This is a genomic window from Ferrovibrio sp., assembly GCF_046297895.1.
Classification (GTDB): domain Bacteria; phylum Pseudomonadota; class Alphaproteobacteria; order Ferrovibrionales; family Ferrovibrionaceae; genus Ferrovibrio.
Genome location: NZ_JBKBHC010000004.1, coordinates 164,951 through 183,764 on the forward strand (window position 1 = coordinate 164,951; position 18,814 = coordinate 183,764).

General features: G+C 64.7%; 22 protein-coding genes and 1 tRNA gene. 14 read left to right on the forward strand and 9 right to left on the reverse strand.

Annotation, left to right across the window (positions count from 1 at the left end):
* Nucleotides 1-21: 21 nt before the first annotated feature.
* The gene (locus ACK4FK_RS07925) at nucleotides 22-708 is read right to left on the reverse strand and encodes a hypothetical protein (protein ID WP_409743573.1); all 687 of its coding nucleotides are present in this window, start codon (nucleotides 706-708) and stop codon (nucleotides 22-24) included.
* Nucleotides 709-945: 237 nt separating this feature from the next.
* Between ACK4FK_RS07925 and ACK4FK_RS07930 the strand changes: the two genes are divergently transcribed.
* Genes ACK4FK_RS07930 through der form a run of 3 tightly spaced genes read left to right on the forward strand, consistent with a single transcriptional unit; the run spans nucleotide 946 to nucleotide 4,382 of the window.
* Nucleotides 946-1,596: a tetratricopeptide repeat protein gene (locus ACK4FK_RS07930; protein WP_409743576.1), complete on the forward strand. Its 651-nt coding sequence runs from the start codon at nucleotides 946-948 to the stop codon at nucleotides 1,594-1,596.
* Between the two features lie 13 nt (nucleotides 1,597-1,609).
* On the forward strand, nucleotides 1,610-2,959 hold the full coding sequence (locus tag ACK4FK_RS07935) for a PQQ-binding-like beta-propeller repeat protein (RefSeq protein ID WP_409743579.1): 1,350 nt from the start codon (nucleotides 1,610-1,612) through the stop codon (nucleotides 2,957-2,959).
* Nucleotides 2,960-2,969: 10 nt separating this feature from the next.
* A complete protein-coding gene (gene der, locus ACK4FK_RS07940; protein WP_409743582.1) occupies nucleotides 2,970-4,382 on the forward strand; it encodes a ribosome biogenesis GTPase Der in 1,413 nt (470 codons plus the stop codon).
* A gap of 3 nt (nucleotides 4,383-4,385) precedes the next feature.
* On the opposite strand, the gene ACK4FK_RS07945 is transcribed toward der, so the two are convergent.
* Both ACK4FK_RS07945 and ACK4FK_RS07950 read right to left on the reverse strand, forming a co-directional pair.
* Nucleotides 4,386-5,687, reverse strand: coding sequence for an MgtC/SapB family protein (locus tag ACK4FK_RS07945; protein WP_409744180.1), 1,302 nt, complete (start codon nucleotides 5,685-5,687; stop codon nucleotides 4,386-4,388).
* A gap of 34 nt (nucleotides 5,688-5,721) precedes the next feature.
* The gene (locus tag ACK4FK_RS07950) at nucleotides 5,722-6,354 is read right to left on the reverse strand and encodes a PAS domain-containing protein (protein ID WP_409743585.1); all 633 of its coding nucleotides are present in this window, start codon (nucleotides 6,352-6,354) and stop codon (nucleotides 5,722-5,724) included.
* A 191-nt stretch (nucleotides 6,355-6,545) separates the two neighbouring features.
* On the opposite strand from ACK4FK_RS07950, the gene ACK4FK_RS07955 reads away from it, so the two are divergent.
* Together ACK4FK_RS07955 and ACK4FK_RS07960 are read left to right on the forward strand one after the other, a co-directional pair.
* Nucleotides 6,546-7,244, forward strand: coding sequence for a hypothetical protein (locus tag ACK4FK_RS07955; RefSeq protein ID WP_409743588.1), 699 nt, complete (start codon nucleotides 6,546-6,548; stop codon nucleotides 7,242-7,244).
* Between the two features lie 87 nt (nucleotides 7,245-7,331).
* The gene (locus ACK4FK_RS07960) at nucleotides 7,332-8,081 is read left to right on the forward strand and encodes a sulfite exporter TauE/SafE family protein (protein WP_409743590.1); all 750 of its coding nucleotides are present in this window, start codon (nucleotides 7,332-7,334) and stop codon (nucleotides 8,079-8,081) included.
* On the opposite strand, the gene ACK4FK_RS07965 is transcribed toward ACK4FK_RS07960, so the two are convergent.
* The 4 genes from ACK4FK_RS07965 to ACK4FK_RS07980 all read right to left on the reverse strand — a co-directional run bounded on the left by ACK4FK_RS07965 (nucleotide 8,078) and on the right by ACK4FK_RS07980 (nucleotide 10,852).
* Nucleotides 8,078-8,740, reverse strand: a complete 663-nt coding sequence (locus ACK4FK_RS07965) for a glutathione S-transferase family protein (RefSeq protein ID WP_409743593.1) — start codon at nucleotides 8,738-8,740, stop codon at nucleotides 8,078-8,080. The two genes, ACK4FK_RS07960 and ACK4FK_RS07965, sit on opposite strands and share 4 nt — an antisense overlap.
* A gap of 94 nt (nucleotides 8,741-8,834) precedes the next feature.
* Complete coding sequence (locus ACK4FK_RS07970; protein WP_409743595.1) at nucleotides 8,835-9,284, reverse strand: MarR family winged helix-turn-helix transcriptional regulator; 450 nt, start codon at nucleotides 9,282-9,284, stop codon at nucleotides 8,835-8,837.
* Between the two features lie 139 nt (nucleotides 9,285-9,423).
* Nucleotides 9,424-10,254, reverse strand: coding sequence for a type I restriction enzyme HsdR N-terminal domain-containing protein (locus ACK4FK_RS07975; RefSeq protein WP_409743598.1), 831 nt, complete (start codon nucleotides 10,252-10,254; stop codon nucleotides 9,424-9,426).
* Nucleotides 10,255-10,447: 193 nt separating this feature from the next.
* Nucleotides 10,448-10,852 (reverse strand): polyketide cyclase, encoded by a 405-nt coding sequence (locus ACK4FK_RS07980; RefSeq protein WP_409743601.1) that lies wholly within the window; start codon nucleotides 10,850-10,852, stop codon nucleotides 10,448-10,450.
* A 308-nt stretch (nucleotides 10,853-11,160) separates the two neighbouring features.
* Here ACK4FK_RS07980 and mnmA point away from each other — a divergent pair, with 308 nt between their 5' ends.
* From mnmA to ACK4FK_RS08005, 5 genes are all read left to right on the forward strand, one after another.
* A complete protein-coding gene (gene mnmA / locus ACK4FK_RS07985) occupies nucleotides 11,161-12,333 on the forward strand; it encodes a tRNA 2-thiouridine(34) synthase MnmA (protein WP_409743604.1) in 1,173 nt (390 codons plus the stop codon).
* Nucleotides 12,334-12,404: 71 nt separating this feature from the next.
* Nucleotides 12,405-12,480 (forward strand) — tRNA-Met (locus tag ACK4FK_RS07990).
* Nucleotides 12,481-12,940: 460 nt separating this feature from the next.
* Entirely contained in the window at nucleotides 12,941-13,801 is an 861-nt protein-coding gene (locus ACK4FK_RS07995; RefSeq protein WP_409743606.1) for a hypothetical protein, read from the forward strand.
* Nucleotides 13,802-13,820: 19 nt separating this feature from the next.
* Complete coding sequence (locus tag ACK4FK_RS08000) at nucleotides 13,821-14,141, forward strand: STAS-like domain-containing protein (RefSeq protein WP_409743608.1); 321 nt, start codon at nucleotides 13,821-13,823, stop codon at nucleotides 14,139-14,141.
* A gap of 9 nt (nucleotides 14,142-14,150) precedes the next feature.
* On the forward strand, nucleotides 14,151-14,639 hold the full coding sequence (locus ACK4FK_RS08005) for a hypothetical protein (protein WP_409743612.1): 489 nt from the start codon (nucleotides 14,151-14,153) through the stop codon (nucleotides 14,637-14,639).
* 103 nt (nucleotides 14,640-14,742) lie between these two features.
* Here the strand turns inward: ACK4FK_RS08005 and ACK4FK_RS08010 are convergent, their stop codons facing one another.
* Nucleotides 14,743-15,081: a DUF1491 family protein gene (locus ACK4FK_RS08010; protein ID WP_409743615.1), complete on the reverse strand. Its 339-nt coding sequence runs from the start codon at nucleotides 15,079-15,081 to the stop codon at nucleotides 14,743-14,745.
* Between the two features lie 91 nt (nucleotides 15,082-15,172).
* Between ACK4FK_RS08010 and ACK4FK_RS08015 the strand changes: the two genes are divergently transcribed.
* A complete protein-coding gene (locus ACK4FK_RS08015; RefSeq protein WP_409743618.1) occupies nucleotides 15,173-15,865 on the forward strand; it encodes a GntR family transcriptional regulator in 693 nt (230 codons plus the stop codon).
* Here the strand turns inward: ACK4FK_RS08015 and ACK4FK_RS08020 are convergent.
* Nucleotides 15,862-16,806 (reverse strand): DMT family transporter, encoded by a 945-nt coding sequence (locus tag ACK4FK_RS08020; RefSeq protein WP_409743621.1) that lies wholly within the window; start codon nucleotides 16,804-16,806, stop codon nucleotides 15,862-15,864. The two genes, ACK4FK_RS08015 and ACK4FK_RS08020, sit on opposite strands and share 4 nt — an antisense overlap.
* A gap of 140 nt (nucleotides 16,807-16,946) precedes the next feature.
* Between ACK4FK_RS08020 and msrA the strand changes: the two genes are divergently transcribed.
* From msrA to ACK4FK_RS08035, 3 genes are read left to right on the forward strand one after another with little or no spacing between them, the layout of a single operon-like run.
* Complete coding sequence (gene msrA, locus ACK4FK_RS08025) at nucleotides 16,947-17,609, forward strand: peptide-methionine (S)-S-oxide reductase MsrA (protein WP_409743623.1); 663 nt, start codon at nucleotides 16,947-16,949, stop codon at nucleotides 17,607-17,609.
* Nucleotides 17,610-17,649: 40 nt separating this feature from the next.
* Nucleotides 17,650-18,111 (forward strand): Lrp/AsnC family transcriptional regulator, encoded by a 462-nt coding sequence (locus tag ACK4FK_RS08030; RefSeq protein ID WP_409743625.1) that lies wholly within the window; start codon nucleotides 17,650-17,652, stop codon nucleotides 18,109-18,111.
* Nucleotides 18,112-18,121: 10 nt separating this feature from the next.
* Nucleotides 18,122-18,733 (forward strand): LysE family translocator, encoded by a 612-nt coding sequence (locus tag ACK4FK_RS08035; RefSeq protein ID WP_409743628.1) that lies wholly within the window; start codon nucleotides 18,122-18,124, stop codon nucleotides 18,731-18,733.
* Nucleotides 18,734-18,814: the final 81 nt, after the last annotated feature.

Consider the following 18,814-nt stretch of genomic DNA (forward strand, 5'->3'; position numbering starts at 1 on the left):
CAGCATCATGCGGGGAAGGGGTCAGTCTTTCTGCGACAGCTTGGTGCCGGCCGGGCGCTGGCACTGGCGGTACAGCCGCTCGGCATCGGGTTCCTTGAACGACAGGAACCGCATCTCCAGCGCACTCACCACCTTGTAGGACGGATTGTCGGAGGCGGTCGGGCCCTGATGCTTGGCCGGGGTGATATGCACCAGCGACAGCACGCGCTCGGGGCTGATGCGCATCTCGACGCGGTGATGCTCGTTCAGCTTCTCGCTGGCGCAGACCTTGCCGAGCTGGTGGTCGAAGCTCTTCACCCGGTCATAGCGCGGATCGGCGCTCACATCCGGCACCGGCGTCACGGCCGCGCTGGCTACCAGGGCGGGGCGGTATTTGTGGAATTCGGCGGTCGCCAGCACGATGCTGCCGAAGGGGAAGAATATCTCGACATCCTCCAGCCGGGCATGATCGCCCATGCGGCCGTCCACCACGGGCAGTTCCACCACGCGGGAGGCCGACATGCGGGTGATGTCGTCGTTCAGGCGAATCAGGTTGCGGTCGCCGCGTTCCTTGGCGCGCTCGGCCTCGAAGGGGACCAGCGCGGTCGGCTTGGCGGCCTTCTTGGACTGAGCCTGGGCGGCGCCGGTCGCGACGACACCAGAGGCGGCCAGGCCGGCGGCAGCGGCCAGAATCGCCACGGCGATTGTCGCATTCCGGAAACCGATCATTCGTCTTTCCCCCCTCTGAAGGGCCGGCCGGCGAACCACCGGCATCGACATCCCTGACTTCATGGGCGCGGGCAGGTTAATCGATTTTCCGAGTCGTGCCAAGACTCTATGTGTTATCAAATGGTTATCTGAAAATTTGGGAGTCTTCCGGGCTTTGCCATCGCGCGGGGATGCGGGTAAGGTACGCGCCGCTTCAAAACCGGTCGCCGGACCGGCCGTCAGTTCAGGGAGTCTTCTGTGGCCAATTTCATCGAGGAAGTCGACGAGGAAGTGCGCCGCGACAGGCTGGAAAAAGCCTGGAAGCGCTGGAGCCCCTATGCCATCGGCCTCATCGTATTGCTGCTCGCCGGCGTCGCCGGTCACCAGGTCTGGAAGAACTGGCAGGCCGAGAAGGCCGCCGCTGCCGGCGTCGCGTTCTCGGCGGCGCTCAACCAGGCCCAGGCCGGCAAGCCCGCCGATGCCGCCAAGGCTTTCGCCGACATGGCTGCCGCCGGCAAGGACGGCTATGCCCTGCTGGCGCGCTTCCAGCAGGCCGCCATGCTGATCGAGGCCAAGGATGTTGCCGGCGCCGTGGCCGCCTATGCCGCCATCGCCTCCGATGGCGGCCTGGACCGGCGCTTCCGCGATCTTGCCAACTACCTGGCGGCCTTTCACGGCTTCGATACGCTCGGCGCCGATGGCGTGCGCCGGCATGTCGCCGCGATCCCGGCCGACAGCGCATGGCATGCCAATGCCCGCGAACTGCAGGCCCTGGCCGAACTGAAGGCGGGCAACCGCGATGCCGCGCGTCAGCAGCTCACCGCGCTGGCCGATGATCCGCTGGTGCCCGCCGGCTTGCGTGGCCGCGCCGCCGAATTGCTCGCCGCCCTGGGCGGCCCTGTGAACTGAGCGGCAGGCCGTCATGCTGATGCGTCATCCGATGTTCCGCCTCGCTGCCGTCGCCGTTGCTGCCCTCGGTCTTGCTGGCTGCGACACGGTGTCGGACTGGTTCGCCAGCGAGACCAAGCCGGTGGTGACCGGCGAGCGCATTTCCGTGCTCGCCTTCGACAGCCAGCTCGATCCCGATCCGCAACTGGCCGAAACGCCGGTCTCGCTGCCGAAACCGTGGCGCAATCCGGAATGGCCGCAGGGCGGCGGCTATCCCGGCCATGCGATGTATCACCTGGCCCTGGGCGACGGCCTGCGCCGCGCCTGGAGCGCCGATCTCGGCAGTTCGGCCGACGACGAGCAGAAGATCCTGTCCCAGCCCGTGGTGGCGGGCGGCCGCGTTTTTGCCATGGATGCCGAGGCCCGCGTCAGCGCCTTCGACGCGAATACCGGTCGGCGCCTGTGGCGCGTCGAACTCACCCCGCGCAGGGAAGAGGGCGGCGCCATCGGCGGCGGCCTCGCCTGGCATGCCGGCCGCGTGATCGTCACCACCGGCTACGGCGATGTGGTCGCGCTGCAGGATTCCACCGGCCTTGCCCATTGGGTCACCTCGCTGAAGCAGCCGATCCGCGGCGCGCCGGCGGCCGAGGGCAACCGCGTCTTCGCCGTCACCTACGACAACCAGGTGCATGCGCTGGATATCGAGCGCGGCACCGAATTGTGGACCTATGCCGGCGTGGCCGAAACGGCCGGCTTCCTCGGCGCGGCCAATCCTGCGGTCGAAGGCAATGTGGTGGTGGTGCCGTTTTCCTCGGGCGAGCTGCTGGCCCTGCGCGCCGATACCGGCGTGGTGGTGTGGAGCGAACAGCTCATCCGCGCTTCGGGCCGCATCAGCCAGGCCGGCGCGCTGAACGACATCAACGGCCGTCCGGTGATCGACCGCGACCGCGTCTATGCCGTCAGCCAGTCGGGCCGGTTCGTTGCGCTCGACATGCGCAGCGGCGAACGCATCTGGGAGCGCGTCATCCCCAGCATCCAGACGCCATGGGCGGCCGGCGATTTCATCTATGCCGTCACCATCGACGCCGAACTGCTCTGCCTGTCGCGCCGCGATGGCAAGGTGAAATGGATCCGCCAGTTGCGCCGCTATGAAGACCCCAAGGCAAAGACGCGCAAGGGCATCATCACCTGGCATGGCCCGGTGCTGGCGGGCGACCGCCTGCTGCTGGCCTCCACCGACGAGCGCCTGTTCGCCGTGTCGCCCTATACCGGCGACCTGATCGGCCAGGTCTCGCTGCCCGACAAGGCGTCGGTAGCGCCCGTGGTGGCCGACGGCACGCTCTATGTCGTCACCGACGACGCGCAGCTGATCGCATATCGCTAAGACAGTCGCCATGCCCGCCAAAGTCGCTATCGTCGGCCGGCCCAATGTCGGCAAGTCGACTCTGTTCAATCGCCTGGTCGGCAAGCGCCTGGCCATCGTCGACGACACGCCGGGCGTCACGCGCGACCGGCGCGAGGGCGCGGCGCGGCTGGGCGATCTCGAATTCATCGCCGTCGATACTGCCGGCCTGGAAGAGGCCGACGACGAGAGCATGGCCGGCCGCATGCGGCAGCAGACGGAGGCGGCCGTGCGCGAGGCGGCCGCCGTGCTGTTCGTCATTGACGGCCGCGCCGGCGTCACGCCGATGGACAGGCATTTCGCCAACTGGCTGCGCAAGCAGAAGCGGCCGGTGCTGCTGCTGGCTAACAAATGCGAGGGCGGTGCCGGCGGGTTCGGCGTGGCCGAGGCGCATGGCCTGGGCTTCGGCGACCCGATCCCGGTTTCGGCCGAACATGGCGAGGGCCTGTACGACCTGTCGCTGGCCCTCATCGAGCATATCGCCGGCAATGCCGAGGGCGTGCCGGGCGACGATGCGGATGAACTCGACATGGTCGAGGCCGATATCGACATCGATCCCGATGCCGAGGCGCCGGCGGAAGATCCGAACCGTCCGATCCAGCTTGCCGTGGTCGGCCGCCCCAATGCGGGCAAGTCGACGCTGGTCAACAAGCTGATCGGCAGCGACCGCCTGCTCACCGGCCCCGAGCCGGGCCTGACCCGCGATGCTATCGCCATCGAATGGGAATACGAGGGCCGGCGGGTGAAACTGGTCGACACGGCCGGTCTGCGCCGCAAGGCCCGCGTCGAGCACAAGCTGGAGAAACTGTCGGTCGCCGACACGCTGCGCACCGTGCGCCTGGCCCAGGTTGTGGTGCTGGTGCTGGATGGCGCGCTGGGCATGGACAAGCAGGATCTCACCATCGCCGACCATGTGATGCAGGAAGGCCGCGCCCTGGTGATCGCGGTGAACAAGTGGGACGCGGTGGAAGACCGTGCGCTGGCACTGAAGGAGATCGAGGATCGGCTGGAGAAATCGCTGCCGCAGGCGCGCGGCATTCCGGTCGTCACCTTCTCGGCGCTGACCGGCCGCCATCTCGATCGCCTGCTGCCGGCGGTGATGAAGCAGTATGAACGCTGGAACCGCCGCATCCCCACCTCGCAGCTCAACCGCTGGCTGGAGGAGATGATCGCGCGCAATCCGCCGCCGCTGGCCGGCGGGCGCAGCGTGCGCATCCGCTATGCCACCCAGGTGAAGGCGCGGCCGCCGACGATTGCGCTGTTCGCGCCGCGCGCCGAGTTCATCCCTGAATCCTACCTGCGCTATCTGATCAACGGCCTGCGCGAGACCTTCGACCTGCAGGGCGTGCCGATCCGCATGCATCTGCGCAAGGGCAAGAATCCCTACGTCCGCGACGAGGACTGACGGTCAGCTCAGCAGCAGCAGCCCGGCCCAGGCCGCGCCTGCCACCAGCAGCAGGCCGGGAATCACCCGCAGGGCATAGCCGCCGCCGCCGGCGAACCAGGCGAAGGCCATCTTGCTGGCCGTGTTGGCGGTGAAGGCGGCCAGCACCGGGATTGCGGCGGTCGCCGCATCGATCTTGCCGCCCTGAACCAGCGCCGCCACCGAGATCGCCGCCGCATGGGTGTCGGCGAAGCCGGCCAGAGCGGCCGCCACCAGCACGCCCTGCGCGCCGAAGATGTCCTGCAGCGCCGCCGCGGCGAACAGCATCGCCGCCAGCAGGGCGGCGAAAAGCAGCGCGCTGCCGAGCCGGAAGGCGCGGCCGGGCTCGCCGCTATGGCCATGCTCCTGCCGCAGGGCGGCGAGGGTGAAAACAGCGCCATACAACATGGCGGCCAGGCCGGCGCAGATGAGCGGCCGGGCAAGTTCGGCCAGCACCGTCAGACTCACTGCCGCCAGCACCGCCGCCATCTGCAGAACGGTGGCCACCGTCGACAGCACCGCGCCGGCCACTGCAGCGCTGCGGTCGTGCGGCGTCCTGCGGGCATGGCCGCCCAGCGCGCCGATGGTGGCGGTGCTGGACACGAAGCCGCCGGCAAAGCCGGCCAGCGGCAGGCCGTGGCGGCTGCCCAGGGCGCGCCGGGCAATATGGCCGATGCCGCCGATGGCCATCACCAGGATCACCACGATCCAGATCTTGGCCGGGTTGAACGCGGCATAGGGCCCCATCGCGCGATCGGGCAGCAGCGGCAGGATCACCAGCGTGGCGCCGGCGAAGATCAGCCCGTCGCGCACCTCGGCTTCGGTCAGCACCCGGCGCACGAAGGCATGCATCGCGTTGCGCGCCGCCAGCAGCGCCGTCACCGCCACGCCGACGCCGGCGGCCAGGTCGGGCCGTTCCATGCACAATCCGCCGAGCAGCAGGGTCAGCAGCAGGGCGATTTCCGAGGTGAGGCCCGGATCGTCGCGGCCGGCCTCGCTCTGCATCTGGCGGCGATAGGCGATGGCGGTCAGCAGGGCGGTGCCGGCGGTTGCGACGGCCAGCAGCAGGGCCCCGCCGATGGTGATCGCGGTGGCGCCGGCCAGCGCGGCCAGCGTGAAGGTGCGGATGCCGGCAGCGGCGCGCTGCGGCCCTTCGCCCTTGCGGCGCTCGCGCTCGGCGCCGATCAGCAGGCCGATGCCCAGCGCGGCGGCGAACCCGACGACCAGCGGATCGAAACCGTGCGAATTGAAACCGGGCAGATCAGGAATGGTGCGGCCCTCCGGAATGGCCGCGCGAGCCTAGCAGTCCTGCCTTGCGCTGTCAGTCCGGCGGCAGGTCGGGCAGCTCGGCCAGGGGATAGGCCTGCATCGCATCGCTGGGGCGCGGCCGCACCGACTCGGTCCATTCTGGATCGCGCCTGAACAGGCTGTAGCCGATCACGCCGAAGGGCGATCCGTCGTCGTTCATCAGCGGCAGCATCAGCCGCTCGATGCTCAGGCCATAGGCTTTCGGCGCATGGTTCTGCGGCCGGCCGTGGATGATCGCCGGCGTCGCGGCACAGCGCACCAGGCTTTCGAGGCTGACGCGGGCCTTGGCTTCATCGCCCCACAGCTCCTTCAGGTCGAGGCCGATGATGCCGCGACCCCAGTAGAACAGGATCTCCTCGCCGGCGAGCGTGAGGCGGGCGTTGCGCAGGTCGGGATCGAGGCGGAAGATCCACAGATGCGGCAGGCAGTGGCGCAGTGCGATCGGATCGATGTCGCGCCGCCGCGGCGGCAGCTTGCCGGTCGGCGCGTCCACCGGGCCGAAGCGCGGCGCCGGCTGGCGCCACTGGGCCCAGCAGCGCAGGAAGGTGTGCATGTGCGGGTCGTGGATGTCGGGCCAGCCATGGCCTGCGGTGATGCTGGCCGGTGAACGGGGAATGGTCGGCGGCTGGACGGACAGGACAGACATGCGGCGACTCTTCGTCGGACGGAAATACAGGGACGGCCATACGGGCGGCACCGGGCGACGCTAGCGATCCCGCGCTGCGCCGGGCAGTAGAAATCCGGTTACGCCACGCCGCGCGGGTATTACAGGTGCGATTGACGCCCTGCGGCATATGCGGAAGACTGAAGCCTGTTACGGGATTGTAACGAGGACCCATGGGCGACCGATTTTTCCACAGCCGCCACCCGAATCTGGAAACCCTGCTGCGTCGCCCGCCGGCCGTATCGGGCCTGATTCCCTCGCGCCTGGCCGGCATCGGCCACAATGGCGGGCCACCGCTCGACATGTCGGGCGTTGCCGTGGCCTGGCGCCGCGCCCATGCCAAAGCCTGGCAGGCGCCGCCGCGCGAGATCGTGCAGATGCGCCTGCGCCGCGCCGCCCGGCTCGGCCTGAGTTATCGCGATGTCACGCTCGCACTACTCGATCGCGGCTGCCATCTCTCGACGCTGCTGCTGCCGCTGCATCATGCCTTCGCGGCGACGCGCGACCGTGACGGCGGATTGCATCTGGCTGCCGCACCGGAGATCACCGACAAGATCGCGCGGCTCGATGGACGGCTGTTCCTGCTGCTCGACGAGGCGATGACCGGCCCGCTGGATGCGGCAACGCGCCGCGCGCTGCTGCAGCGGATCAACGCATCGCATGACGGCAAGGTCGAGGCGCTGCTGACGCTGCCCTTCCGGCCGATGGACACCGAGGCGCAGCGGGCGCAACGCCTGCGCCGCCTGCTCAGGCAGCATGGCGCCCCGCGTCAGGAATGCGTGCTGCTCGGCCTCACCTGGGCCGAGATCCGCCTCGCCGAGGCCGCCGGGCTCGGCCTGTTCAAGCCGGTCGGCGACTGGTTCGCCGGCTGAGTTTCCAGCCCATACTTCGACCCGCACCGAAGCATCCGCCGCCGTGGTCCTGCCATGATCGCCGGAGATTCGGTTCCGGAGCTGTCCATGACTTTTGATCCCCTGACGTTGGCCTGGATTGTCGCCGTCTTCCTGCTCGCCGGCATGGTGAAGGGCGTGATCGGCCTTGGCCTGCCCAGCATCTCGCTCGGCCTGCTGGCGGCCACGCTCGACCTCACGCTGGCGATGATCCTGCTGCTGGCGCCCAACCTGGTCACCAACCTGTGGCAGGCCCTGCATGGCGGGCATCTGCGCGCGCTGCTGCGCCGGCTGTGGCCCTTCCTGCTCTGCGCCGCCATCGCCATCTGGCCGGGCAGCGCCGCGCTCGGCGCGGTGGACGGCAGGGCGCTGGCCGCCTTGCTCGGCCTGCTGCTGATGGTCTATGCGCTGCTCGGCCTGCTGCGGCCGCCGCTGCGCCTCGCCGCGCGCCATGAAGTCTGGGCCGGGCCGCTGACCGGCATCGTCAACGGCATCCTCACCGGGCTCACCGGCAGCTTCGTGGTGCCCGGCGTGCCCTACCTGCAGGCGCTGGGCCTGAGCCGCGACCAGTTCGTGCAGGCGATGGGCCTGCTGTTCATGGCTTCCACGCTTGGCCTCGGCGCCAGCCTAGGCGGCCGCAGCATGCTGGGCCCGGAAACCCTGGCCATGTCTGCCGGCTGCGTCGTGCCGGCGCTGGCCGGCATGGCGCTGGGCCGCCGCCTGCGGCACCGCCTGTCGGAAGCCGCATTCAAGCGCGTCTTCTATCTCGGGCTGCTGCTGCTGGGCCTCTATATCGTGGCGCGCTGGCTGCTGGCCTAGGCCACGCCCAGGCTGCCATGCGACTGGAAAGCCGGCCGCGCGCGCAGCCTGTCGTAATAGGCCTGCACATGGGGGAAGGCGGGGCGCGTAAAGCCGGCCGCTTCCCCGAATTGCTCGATGGGCGTCAGCATCCAGCGATGCACGCCGAGGCCGACGGGGATGTCGGCCAGCGTGAAGGCCTGCGCCGCGATATGCCCGCCCGTCTTCTGCAGTTGCGCCTCGACGATCGCCAGCATGCCGGCCCAGCTTTGCAGCGAGGCGGCGATCTGGCCGGCGTCGTCGAAACCCGGCGCGCGCCGCACCAACGCCAGGAAGGCATAGCGCCAGGCGGCATTGAACTCGGTGGCCTGCCAGTCGATCCACTGCTCGACGCGCGCCCGCGCGCGCGCATGTTGGGCATCGGCGCGCGGCAGCAGGTCGAAGCGTTCTTCGCGCGCGGCCAGCCAGCGCAGGATGGTGTTCGACTCCCACAGCACGAAATCGCCATCGATGACGACAGGCACCAGGCGGTTGGGATTGAGCGCGGCGAAGGCCAGATCGTCGGTGCTCCGGAAGCCCGCGCCCCAGTCCTCGCGCGCGTATGGCACGCCCATCTCGGCACAGGCCCACAGCACCTTGCGCACGTTGATCGAGGAAACCTTGCCCAGAATCTTCAGCATGGCGGCAGACTAAAGCGGCGGGCGGGTGGCGCAAGCGCGGAATTGCAGGGATGCAATCCGCATCGTCGCCGGGCCTGTGCCGCCCGGCATCGCCTTAGGGTATGTCGCCCGGCAACGCCGCCGTGAACCGGCCGAGCAGCTCGGCCAGCGTGGCGATCTCGTCGGAATCCCAGCGGTCGCGGAACACTTCGGCCGCCTTGCGCTTCAGCGTCTTCTCGGCTTCTTCCACGCGGGTGAGGCCGGTTTTGCTCAGCACCACATAGCCCACGCGGGCATCGCGCGGATCGGCCTCGCGCTTCACGAAGCCGGATTTCTCCAGCGGCAGGCACATGCGCGTGATGGTGGACTGGCTGGTGTGCAGGCGCTGCGCCAGGTCGACGCGGCGCAGGCGATGCAGGGGCGCATGGGCCAGCTGCATCAGCAGCAGCAGTTCATTCAGCCCCAGGCCATGCACCGAATTGAGTTCGGGGTTCAGCCGGGCATCGAGGAAGGCCTGGGCGCGGAACAGGCGCAGCAGGGCGGAGAGGGCGGTGGCGTTGCTCATGTCGCCGGATATATACCGATATGCTTCCGTATGCAAGCATATTTGAAATATTATTTGACGGCCCCAGAATCCTCGCCATTACCAACCATTCGTCACCCTCGGGCTTGGCCCGAGGGTCCACGTCTTGTTGTCAGTTCTCTCACGCCGTTGAGGGGTTTTGCAGTGAGACTTTTTGCATATTTTCCGTATTACTAGGAGCCGCATCCTTTGCCTCGATGCTTTTGGCTTTTTCCCTCGCGGCTTTCTTCGCCAGCTTATTAATTGTGCTTTTTGCTGTTTGCGCTTGTTCGCCCTCCACGACGTCTCGTTTGAGTACTTCGTCCTGGAGAATATATTTCAATTTTTCTTCTTCAATTTTGACTTTTGGCGCGATTTTTTTGAGTTCTCGCCGAATTGCTGAGAGTACTCCATCCGAAAGGATTAAATTCGCTATTGAGTATCGGCTCAGGATTTGCTGCTGCTGATAAAAAGCGTTTAGCGCATCATGGGCGAAGCATTCGCGAGATAAATTTCCAAAGCATTCTATGCACTCTTCGCTGCGGATATTCCCGTTCAACATGTCGATTTCGAATAACAATGTTTTGTCTATTGGCTGGCGAAAATGAATTTTATAGAAGCGCCAGCATATGCCGTTTGAGAGTATTATCCATTCGATGCCGTTATTTGCGCCATAATCTATGGCCTGTTTGACGTGCGCATCCTTAAGCTCGATCCCAATGGCTTTTGCTTCTACAAGGAAGCGGACGTCGTTATCGATTTTTACGGCTAAATCGACATAAGTTCCGCGAATGGCGAACTCAGTAGTGATCTCGATATATTTTTTATACCCGAGAACATCCGCAAGCATGTCTGCAATTATAACGACTGTATCTGACTCGCTTATGTCGCGCGATCTGGCGGCGGCAAGGATTGGCTGATAACGCTTTAGTTGAGTAATAATTCGCTCACTGACCTTTTTTGGCACCGCCATAACCATCTCCCCCATTGGCTTCTGCACTTATTTCAATAATGCAGCATTAGATGCGGGCGTCGGTCCAGAAGAATTGAGAGTTTGACGTCAGGCAAATAACTGAGAAGAAGGCTCTGACTAACACCGTATTCTTCGCTTTTCAGGAATGCGTGGATGCCCGGATCAAGCCCGGGCATGACGACGGGGGGAATGGTCAGGCCGGCGATACGATAGTCGCCAACCTCTCCAAATCCTTTCTCACCCAGTCCTGATCGCGCGCCCATGTCGCGTCATCCATTGCCGGATGGCGATAGAGCGTCAGCACCACGTCGCAGCCGCGTCCGTTCGGCATGGCGCGCAGCGGCACGTCGATCACTTGGCCCTCGGGCGTGATCACGCGATGGTCGAGCACGCCGAAATCGTTGCGCGGGCTGAAGACGATGGTTGCCCGGCCGCCGGCCTGGTCGGCGACCCATGTGCCGTCGATCTGCCGGCGCAACGTACCCAGTCCGCTGGCCCATGATGGCCAGTTCGCCGGATCGGCCAGGAAGGCGTAGACCTCGGCAAAGGGCCGGTCGATGGTCACGCCGATATGGCGGCACGGCATGGGGGTGGCCATGGCTGTCTCCTTGCCGGAATGGTAAGTTCGTGTTATGTTCTCATGGATCGGCCGGCCTGTCCAGCCGGCAAGCCCTGCGAACTGGTCGCAACAGGCCGCTTCAGCAATATCAATGGGTTAAGGCATCAAAACATGTGCAAAACGACGCAAAACACGTTCAGGCCGCCGCCAAACCGGCGCGTAATCCCCGCGGCCGGGCGCAGTCCCGCCGCCATCTTTCCTTGTCCGGCGGCAAAGCGCGGCTATAGTCCGCCCGCTTAGTTTATGCTGGGCCAGACAGTCCGGCTGGCCACACCTATATAGATGCGATGACCACGCCCGCTCTTAACTCTCTCGGTTTCCCGAAGGCCCCCGCGTCCACGCGCGTGGTGGTGGCCATGTCGGGCGGCGTGGATTCCTCGGTGGTCGCCGGCCTGCTGGCCCGGCAGGGCTATGAGGTCATTGGCATCACCCTGCAGCTTTACGATCACGGCGCGGCCATTTCGCGGAAGGGCGCCTGCTGCGCCGGGCAGGATATCCACGATGCGCGCAATGTGGCCGAGCGCCTCGGCATCCCGCATTACGTGCTGGATTACGAAAGCCGCTTCCGCCAGTCGGTGATCGACGAATTCGCCGATAGTTACGTGCGCGGCGAAACGCCGATCCCCTGCATCCGCTGCAACCAGCGGGTCAAGTTCCGCGACCTGCTGCAGACCGCGCGCGACCTGGGCGCCGACTGCCTCGCCACCGGGCATTACGTGCAGCGTGTGGTGGACGAGGCGACGGGCCGGTCGCAGCTTCTGCGCGGCGCCGATCCGCGTCGCGACCAGAGCTATTTCCTCTATGCCACCACGGCCGAGCAGTTGGATTACCTGCGCTTCCCGCTGGGCCATATGGAAAAGCCCGAGGTGCGCAAACTGGCCGAGGAATTCGGCCTCGCGGTGGCCGACAAGCCGGATTCTCAGGATATCTGCTTCGTGCCCAATGGCGATTATGCGTCCGTTGTGACCAAGCTGCGGCCCGAGGCGGCCGAGCCGGGCGAGATCGTCGATCTGCAAGGCAATGTTCTTGGCAGACATGACGGCGTGATCCATTTCACCGTCGGCCAGCGCAAGGGCATCGGCGTCGCGGGGCCCGAGCCGCTCTATGTGCTGCGCCTCGATGCCGCCAGACGCCAGGTGGTGGTGGGGCCCAAGGCATCGCTGGCGCGCAGCGTGGTGTATTTGCGCGAGCTCAACTGGCTGGGCGAGCCGATCCCCGCCGAGGGGTTGGATGTCAGCGCGAAGCTGCGCTCCGCCCAGCCTGCCGTGGCGGCCAGGATCTTTGCCGATCAGAACAATGCCGCGCGGCTGGAGCTGTTCGAACCCGAATACGGCATCGCCCCCGGCCAGGCCGGCGTGGTCTATGCGGGCGAACGCCTGCTGGGCGGCGGCTGGATCGCGCGCACATCCGGGGCGGCGGCGGGTGATTCCGCTCCCGCGAAAGCCGAAATCGCGGCGTAGAAACAAGGTGTTGCGGCGCGCTTGACATCCCGGGCGATGCCTCGTATTCCATGCGCCGCCGAAGACGGTATGGCTGGATAGCTCAGTTGGTAGAGCAAGGGACTCATAAGCCCTGGGTCGGCAGTTCAAATCTGCCTCCAGCCACCATCTTATCTCATTGATATTATTGATTATAATAGATTTTTTATTGACGCGATTTCACTCTCACACCCTCTGCTTCTAAAGCAGAAATTTGTCAGCTTTTTGTATTTTTAGCCTGAACGTTGCAGAGTATCTAACGGGCGCGACGTTTGCGAAGGTTCTTCCTTGCAGAACAAAGCACATTAAAAAGTTTGATTGACCGAGTCATTTGGAGTCGCTCGTTGCGGCTCTGACAAAAATAATTGTGAGAAAAATGCGTCGGATCAGCGCGAGACATAAGAAAAGGCTGGTTTTTAGCGCTCGAAAAGGAGTGCTGCGCCGTCACAAGAAAAAGCAGGCTCGTGTCGCGGGGTTGAATGCGCCACGCACAAGGCGTCCACGGAATCTATGGCGCGCTAAGCGTCGCGTACCGATTGAAGTTTCACTTCCACCAGTTCTCAGTCTCGCGAGGAATTATGACGAGACAATGGGAATTGTCGCTGCAATCCGACAGTCGTTGCGCCGAAACCGCCCATTGCGGCTCGATTTTACGACATTGCGGGAAGTGAGTCCTGCTGCATCTTTGGTGCTAGCTGCGGAATTAGATCGTTGGCGACGGATTCGGCAGTTCCGTCCGCGAGTTCTTGATTACGAGAAGTGGGACGCAGAAATCAGCCGACTGCTTTATGAAATGGGATTGTTTGATTTGCTTCAGGTTTCAAATCCGCCCTTGCATTTGGGGGCCGGAGAGCCATCTGTCAGTTTCATACGCTTTCGGTCACACGTTGGCGCCGCTGGCGATGAGGCGAAACAATTGCGCTTATCGCTTGAAGCGTTGACAGGGCGTCTGCCAAACACGAGAGTTTTGTATAGAGCGCTTTCAGAGGCTATGAGTAATGTTCGCCACCATGCCTATCCGAATCACGTTCCACGCTGGCCGGCACCAATTCTAAAAGATCGCTGGTGGATGGCGGGGTCGTATGAGCATGTATCGGGTCGGCTTCGCATTCTATTTTACGACCAAGGTTGGGGTATTCCCCGAACGCTTGTCCGGGAGCATGGCATCGAACAAGTCCGCCAGGTTTTAAATCTTTTCAACCTAGTTCCGGACGATGACGCGAAGATGATTAAGGCCGCCTTAAATTTGGGCCGGACGCGAACTGGGAACCCACATCAGGGTAAAGGGTTACCTGATATGCTGAAATTAGCTTCCCAAAGGCCCGGTGCGACACTACGTATCTTGAGCGGTAAAGGTGAGTACATATATACTTGTGATGGTCCGGAACAGCTCCGCGTTTTGACCGTTCCTCTCGATGGAACGTTGATTCAGTGGGAGATGGACATCTAGTGACGCTTGGGACGACGACATGAGGATATCTATAGCCCGTGATTTTCACGACGCACCTGCTGGCCGATATCTATCCGACGGCCCGTATAGCGGCGAGCTATTTCGTAATAAACATTTAGTGCCGGCATTGCGGGCCGGTGAAGTTGTTGTGGTATTGGACGAGACAGAAGGTTATGGCTCTTCTTTTCTTGAAGAAGCATTCGGCGGCTTAGTTCGCAAAGAAGGCTTTGCCAATGACGAACTTCGCGCAAAACTCAAACTTGTAAGTCAAGAGGACCCTTCGCTTATCGATGAAATCTGGTCTTACATCGATGATGCGCAGCAGCGGGCCGCTCACTAGTAAATTACCGTGGCGGACGCATGGCTCGAAATATTGAAAATTGCCAGCGGTATCGTGGGCGGCGCGATTGCAGGACATATTACCGCCCGCCGTACAGAACGCGATGCAGCAATTAAAGAATTGCTTACTGAGATTGATCGCGTTGTGGAATTGAGTGACGATTACTGGTGCAGGGCTCCTGGCGATGATGGGCTTGTGCGATCATCCACCAAGCTCAGCGTAAAGCTACGAACCGTTGCTCGGTTGAATACGCAAATTGTCGAGGCCTATCCGACTTATCGGTTCGCCGGGAATTCACTCATTGTTGCCTTAAGGCAAGCTGCAACCGGAGACCATTTTCAAGTACTGGATAGACCCGCCGATCCTACGCGTCATGACTTGGTTATGGATGCTGCTGAAAATTTAAAGGATGCAGTTAAATCGGCTCGTTCAAATATATGGCAGGTACCAATTCGTACTGGCTTTGCACACATTACGAAGTCATTTCGTCAAAAGTAGTTTCGCACAAAAGACGAAGCTGCGCATAAGTTATTGAATATATTCATTTATCTAGGCTTTCATCTGGCTGTTTGATTCTACTTCCGCCCAACCTCCTGAAAACCTAGAGCAGCAGCCCGTCCACCAGCAGGCGGCCCTTCGCATCCTCCACCTCGATCACATAGAGGTCGGGGTCGCGCTTCACGGCCTTTTCGATCAGGGCTTCCGCTGTGGCATCTTCCAGTCTTTCCGCCCCGCCCATCCGCAGCCAGCCGGCCCGGCCCTCGGCGTCGCGCGCCTGGCCCAGCAGGATCGCCTCGTTGATGCCGGTGCTGATCTTCAGCAGCACCGTGCCGGCATCGGGGTCGCCCTTGCGGCGGATATAGGCCGGGATGGTTTCCTGGTCGTAGCGGCGCAGGATGGCCTGCACCAGCAGCTTGGTCTTCAGGCGCGGCTCGCTCATGCCGGCAACCTGCCCGGCTTCGCGGCCCCGTGCAAGACGGGCCGCAAGGCTGCGGTGGAAGGGCGGGGATTGGCTTGCTAGACTGCCGCCGATGAACCAGCTCAAGCCCCATGCCGATGGCGAGGCCGGCGCCGAGGGAACCGGGCGTCCCACCCGCGCCATCACCCTGCGCCAGCGCATCGCCGACCTGATCCTGTCGGGCGCGCTGCCGCCCGGCACGCGGCTGGAGGAACAGGATCTGGCCGACCGCTTCGGCGTCTCCCGCACGCCGGTGCGCGAGGCTTTGAAGGCTTTGGTGGAAACCGGGCTGGTGGATATCCGGCCCCATCGCGGCGCCCTGGTGGCGATCCCCTCGCGCCGGCACCTGCACGACCTGTTCGAGGTGATGCGTGAGCTGGAATCGATCTGCGCGCGGTATGCCGCCCAGCGCATGACGGCGGCCGAACGCAAGACCCTGGAAGACCTGCACGAGCGCTCGCGCCAGATGGTGCGCGACGGCGAGGCCGAGGCCTATGCCGCGCTCAACGTGGACTTCCACACCGTGATCTACGAGGGCACGCATAACCAGGCGCTGGTCGAGAACACCGCCGCCGTGCGGCGCCGCCTGTCGCCGTTCCGCCGTGCGCAGTTCCGCCTGGTCGGCCGGCTCGCCAGCTCGTTTGCCGAACACGATGCGGTGGTGAAGGCGATCCTGCAGGGCGATGCGCCGGCCGCCGAACAGGCAATGATCCGCCATATCGGCGCCGCCGACGTGACGGCGGAAGAGTTCACCCGCCAGGGTTAGTTGCCCGGGTTAGCTGCCGCTTCCTCGCGCGCCTTCACCCGCTCGCGGTGCAGCACATACAGGCCGCTCGCCACCACGATCACGATGCCGGCAAAGGCCAGCAGGTTGGGGATGTCGCCCCAGACCAGGAAGCCCGACAGCAGAGCCCAGATCAGGCCGGTGTAGCGGAACGGCCCCACCGTGGCGAGGTCGCCATGGCGGAAGGCATCCACGATCAGCAGGTAACCACCGATCAGGAACAGCCCCGCGCCGGCCAGCAGCAGCACCTGCACCAGATTGACCGCCACCCAGCCTTCCCAGGCGCTCAGCGCCAGCGCGCCCAGCAGCACGAACACCGCATTGGTCAGCGTGATCACCAGCGAGGGAATACCCGTATCGATCCGCCGCGTGGTCAGGTCGCGCGCCACGATGAACACCACGGCGGCAATCGCCAGCAGGGAATAGGCGTTGAAGCCCTCGGCCTCGGGCTGCACGATCAGCAGCACGCCGAGGAAGCCGGCCACGATGGCGCTCCAGCGCCGCCAGCCCACCGGCACGCCCATGAAAACCGCCGCCGCTGCCGTCATCGCCAGCGGCGTGGCCATGTTGATGGCCGTGACGTTGCCGATCGGCATGTGAAACAGCGCCAGCAGATAGCACAGCGTGGCGATCACATCGATCAGGCTGCGCGCCACCACCACGCGGTCGGCGGCGCGGCGCAGATGCGCGGCCTGGCCGGTCATCACGACCAGCATGACGATCAGAGTGGCGGCCATGATGTTGCGCATGGTGATCAGCTGCCCGGTCGGCACCGAGGCGCTGGCCAGCTTGATCAGCGTGTCGTTGATGATGAAGGCAGCCATGCCCAGAATCATCGAGGCCACGCCGCGGCGCGTTCCATAACCGAACAGACGGGCATAAAGCGGGGCGGGCAGGGCGGCGAGCGAGGCGGGGGGAGACATCAGCGCTGTGTTATGGTTGTTTGACCCGGCACACTAGCCCGATTGCGGGCCGGCGCAAACCCGGGCCCATGCAGGGCAGGCTTGACGCCAGCGCAGGGCGGCCCCATTTCCTTGTGTGATCTCCCCGGAGGATTGCTGTCATGTGGTTCAGCGTGCCGCGTCACAAAGTGGAAATGCCGCCGCGCGACAAGGCCTTGCCCGGCCGCGCCGCCACGATGCCGGTGCCGGCGAAGCATTTCGTCAACGGCAATCCGCTGAAACCGCCGTTTCCCGATGGCATGGAGCAGGCCGTGTTCGGCCTCGGCTGTTTCTGGGGCGCGGAACGCAAATTCTGGCAGGCTGGCGCCGGCATATACACCACCGCCGTGGGCTATGCCGCCGGCTACACGCCCAATCCGACCTATGAAGAGGTCTGCAGCGGTCTGACCGGCCATAACGAAGTGGTGCTGGTGGTGTTCGATCCGAAGGTGATCAGTTACGCCGCGCTGCTGAAAATCTTCTGGGAAAGCCACGACCCCACCCAGGGCATGCGCCAGGGCAACGATGTCGGCACGCAATACCGCTCTGGCATCTATGTCTGTTCCGACGCCCAGCGCAAAACCGCCGAAGCCTCGCGCGATGCCTATCAGGCTGCGCTGAAAAAGGCCGGCCGGGGCAGAATCACCACCGAAATCCTCGCCGCGCCCGACTTCTATTACGCCGAGGAGTATCACCAGCAGTATCTGGCCAAGAATCCCAATGGCTATTGCGGCCTGGGCGGCACCGGGGTGTCGTGCCCGGTCGGGCTGGAAGTCGCCACATAATTTCCTGTATTTCTGAGTTAAGGCCGCATATATTGCGGCCATGGACGCAATAGACAGGAAAATACTCCAACATATCCAGCGGCAGGGGCGCGATTCCTATGCCGAGATCGGGGCTGCTGCCGGCCTGTCGGTCTCGGCCGTCAACGAGCGCCTGAAGAAGCTGGAGAAGCAGGGCGTGATCGCCGGCTGGTCCGCACGGGTCGATGCCGGTGCGGCCGGCTGCCCGGTGCTCGCCTTCGTGCATGTCCTGATCGAGCGGCCCGAGCACGAGGCCGCCTTCCTGGCGCTGGTGCGCGACGAGCCTGCCATCCTGGAATGCCATCACGTCACCGGCGACTGGTCGTATCTCTTGAAGCTGCGCGCGGCCAGCCTGGCGGCCCTGGAGGATGTGATCGCCCGCCGCATCAAGGCGCTGCCCGGCATCCCGCGCAGCCAGACGGTGGTGGCCTTGTCCACCGCCAAGGAAACCGCTGCGCTGCCCATCGCCGGCGACGACGCGTGAGCCGGGCGCCATGAGCGGGCATCTCGAGCTGCTGCTGCGCGGCGTGCTGCTCGGCCTTGCCGTGGCCGCGCCCGTCGGCCCGATCGGCGTGTTGTGTATCCAGCGGTCGCTGCAGGGCGGTTTCTGGGCCGGCTTCAGCGGCGGCGTCGGCACGGCGGCGGCGGATGCACTCTACGCCGCGCTGGCGGCTGCCGGTTTCGCCGCGCTGGCCGGCCATCTTGGCGCTGCCGAAACGGCCCTGCGGCTGGGCGGCGCGGCCTTCATCGCCTGGCTCGGCTGGCGCACCGTCATGGCCCCGCCCGCCAGCGCCGCCGCCGATGCCCCGCTCAGCGGCCGGCCGCTGAAACTCTTCGCCATCACCTTCGCGCTCACCATCGCCAATCCCGCCACCGTGCTGTCCTTCGCCGCGCTGTTCGCCGGCCTGGGCCTTGCCGCAGAGCCGGGGCTGGCTGCGGCCGCCGCGGCGGTTGCCGGGGTTTTCGCCGGATCGCTGCTTTGGTGGGCAATCCTCAGTGGCGCGGTCGCTGCTCTGCGCCACCACATCGGCGACGAATCGAAGCGCTGGATCAACCGCATCGCCGGCGCGGCGCTGATCGCCTTCGCACTCGCACTCGTGATCTAGCGGGCCCGGAAGCAAGCCTTGTCAGGCCCGTCCTGAATCGGCAATCTGCCTCCCCATGCGGCGCTGTCCGGCGCCACCTGA

Coding starts and splice junctions, on each gene's coding strand:
- ACK4FK_RS07960 (WP_409743590.1), top strand. CDS start 7,332: ATGACTTTTGATCCCCTGACGTTGGCCTGGATTGTCGCCGTCTTCCTG.
- ACK4FK_RS07970 (WP_409743595.1), bottom strand. CDS start 9,284: ATGAGCAACGCCACCGCCCTCTCCGCCCTGCTGCGCCTGTTCCGCGCC.
- ACK4FK_RS08015 (WP_409743618.1), top strand. CDS start 15,173: ATGAACCAGCTCAAGCCCCATGCCGATGGCGAGGCCGGCGCCGAGGGA.
- ACK4FK_RS07950 (WP_409743585.1), bottom strand. CDS start 6,354: ATGTCTGTCCTGTCCGTCCAGCCGCCGACCATTCCCCGTTCACCGGCC.
- ACK4FK_RS07980 (WP_409743601.1), bottom strand. CDS start 10,852: ATGGCCACCCCCATGCCGTGCCGCCATATCGGCGTGACCATCGACCGG.
- msrA (WP_409743623.1), top strand. CDS start 16,947: ATGTGGTTCAGCGTGCCGCGTCACAAAGTGGAAATGCCGCCGCGCGAC.
- der (WP_409743582.1), top strand. CDS start 2,970: ATGCCCGCCAAAGTCGCTATCGTCGGCCGGCCCAATGTCGGCAAGTCG.
- ACK4FK_RS07955 (WP_409743588.1), top strand. CDS start 6,546: ATGGGCGACCGATTTTTCCACAGCCGCCACCCGAATCTGGAAACCCTG.
- ACK4FK_RS08020 (WP_409743621.1), bottom strand. CDS start 16,806: ATGTCTCCCCCCGCCTCGCTCGCCGCCCTGCCCGCCCCGCTTTATGCC.
- ACK4FK_RS08000 (WP_409743608.1), top strand. CDS start 13,821: ATGAGGATATCTATAGCCCGTGATTTTCACGACGCACCTGCTGGCCGA.
- ACK4FK_RS08010 (WP_409743615.1), bottom strand. CDS start 15,081: ATGAGCGAGCCGCGCCTGAAGACCAAGCTGCTGGTGCAGGCCATCCTG.
- mnmA (WP_409743604.1), top strand. CDS start 11,161: ATGACCACGCCCGCTCTTAACTCTCTCGGTTTCCCGAAGGCCCCCGCG.
- ACK4FK_RS07925 (WP_409743573.1), bottom strand. CDS start 708: ATGATCGGTTTCCGGAATGCGACAATCGCCGTGGCGATTCTGGCCGCT.
- ACK4FK_RS07965 (WP_409743593.1), bottom strand. CDS start 8,740: ATGCTGAAGATTCTGGGCAAGGTTTCCTCGATCAACGTGCGCAAGGTG.
- ACK4FK_RS07975 (WP_409743598.1), bottom strand. CDS start 10,254: ATGGCGGTGCCAAAAAAGGTCAGTGAGCGAATTATTACTCAACTAAAG.
- ACK4FK_RS07935 (WP_409743579.1), top strand. CDS start 1,610: ATGCTGATGCGTCATCCGATGTTCCGCCTCGCTGCCGTCGCCGTTGCT.
- ACK4FK_RS07995 (WP_409743606.1), top strand. CDS start 12,941: ATGGGAATTGTCGCTGCAATCCGACAGTCGTTGCGCCGAAACCGCCCA.
- ACK4FK_RS08035 (WP_409743628.1), top strand. CDS start 18,122: ATGAGCGGGCATCTCGAGCTGCTGCTGCGCGGCGTGCTGCTCGGCCTT.
- ACK4FK_RS08030 (WP_409743625.1), top strand. CDS start 17,650: ATGGACGCAATAGACAGGAAAATACTCCAACATATCCAGCGGCAGGGG.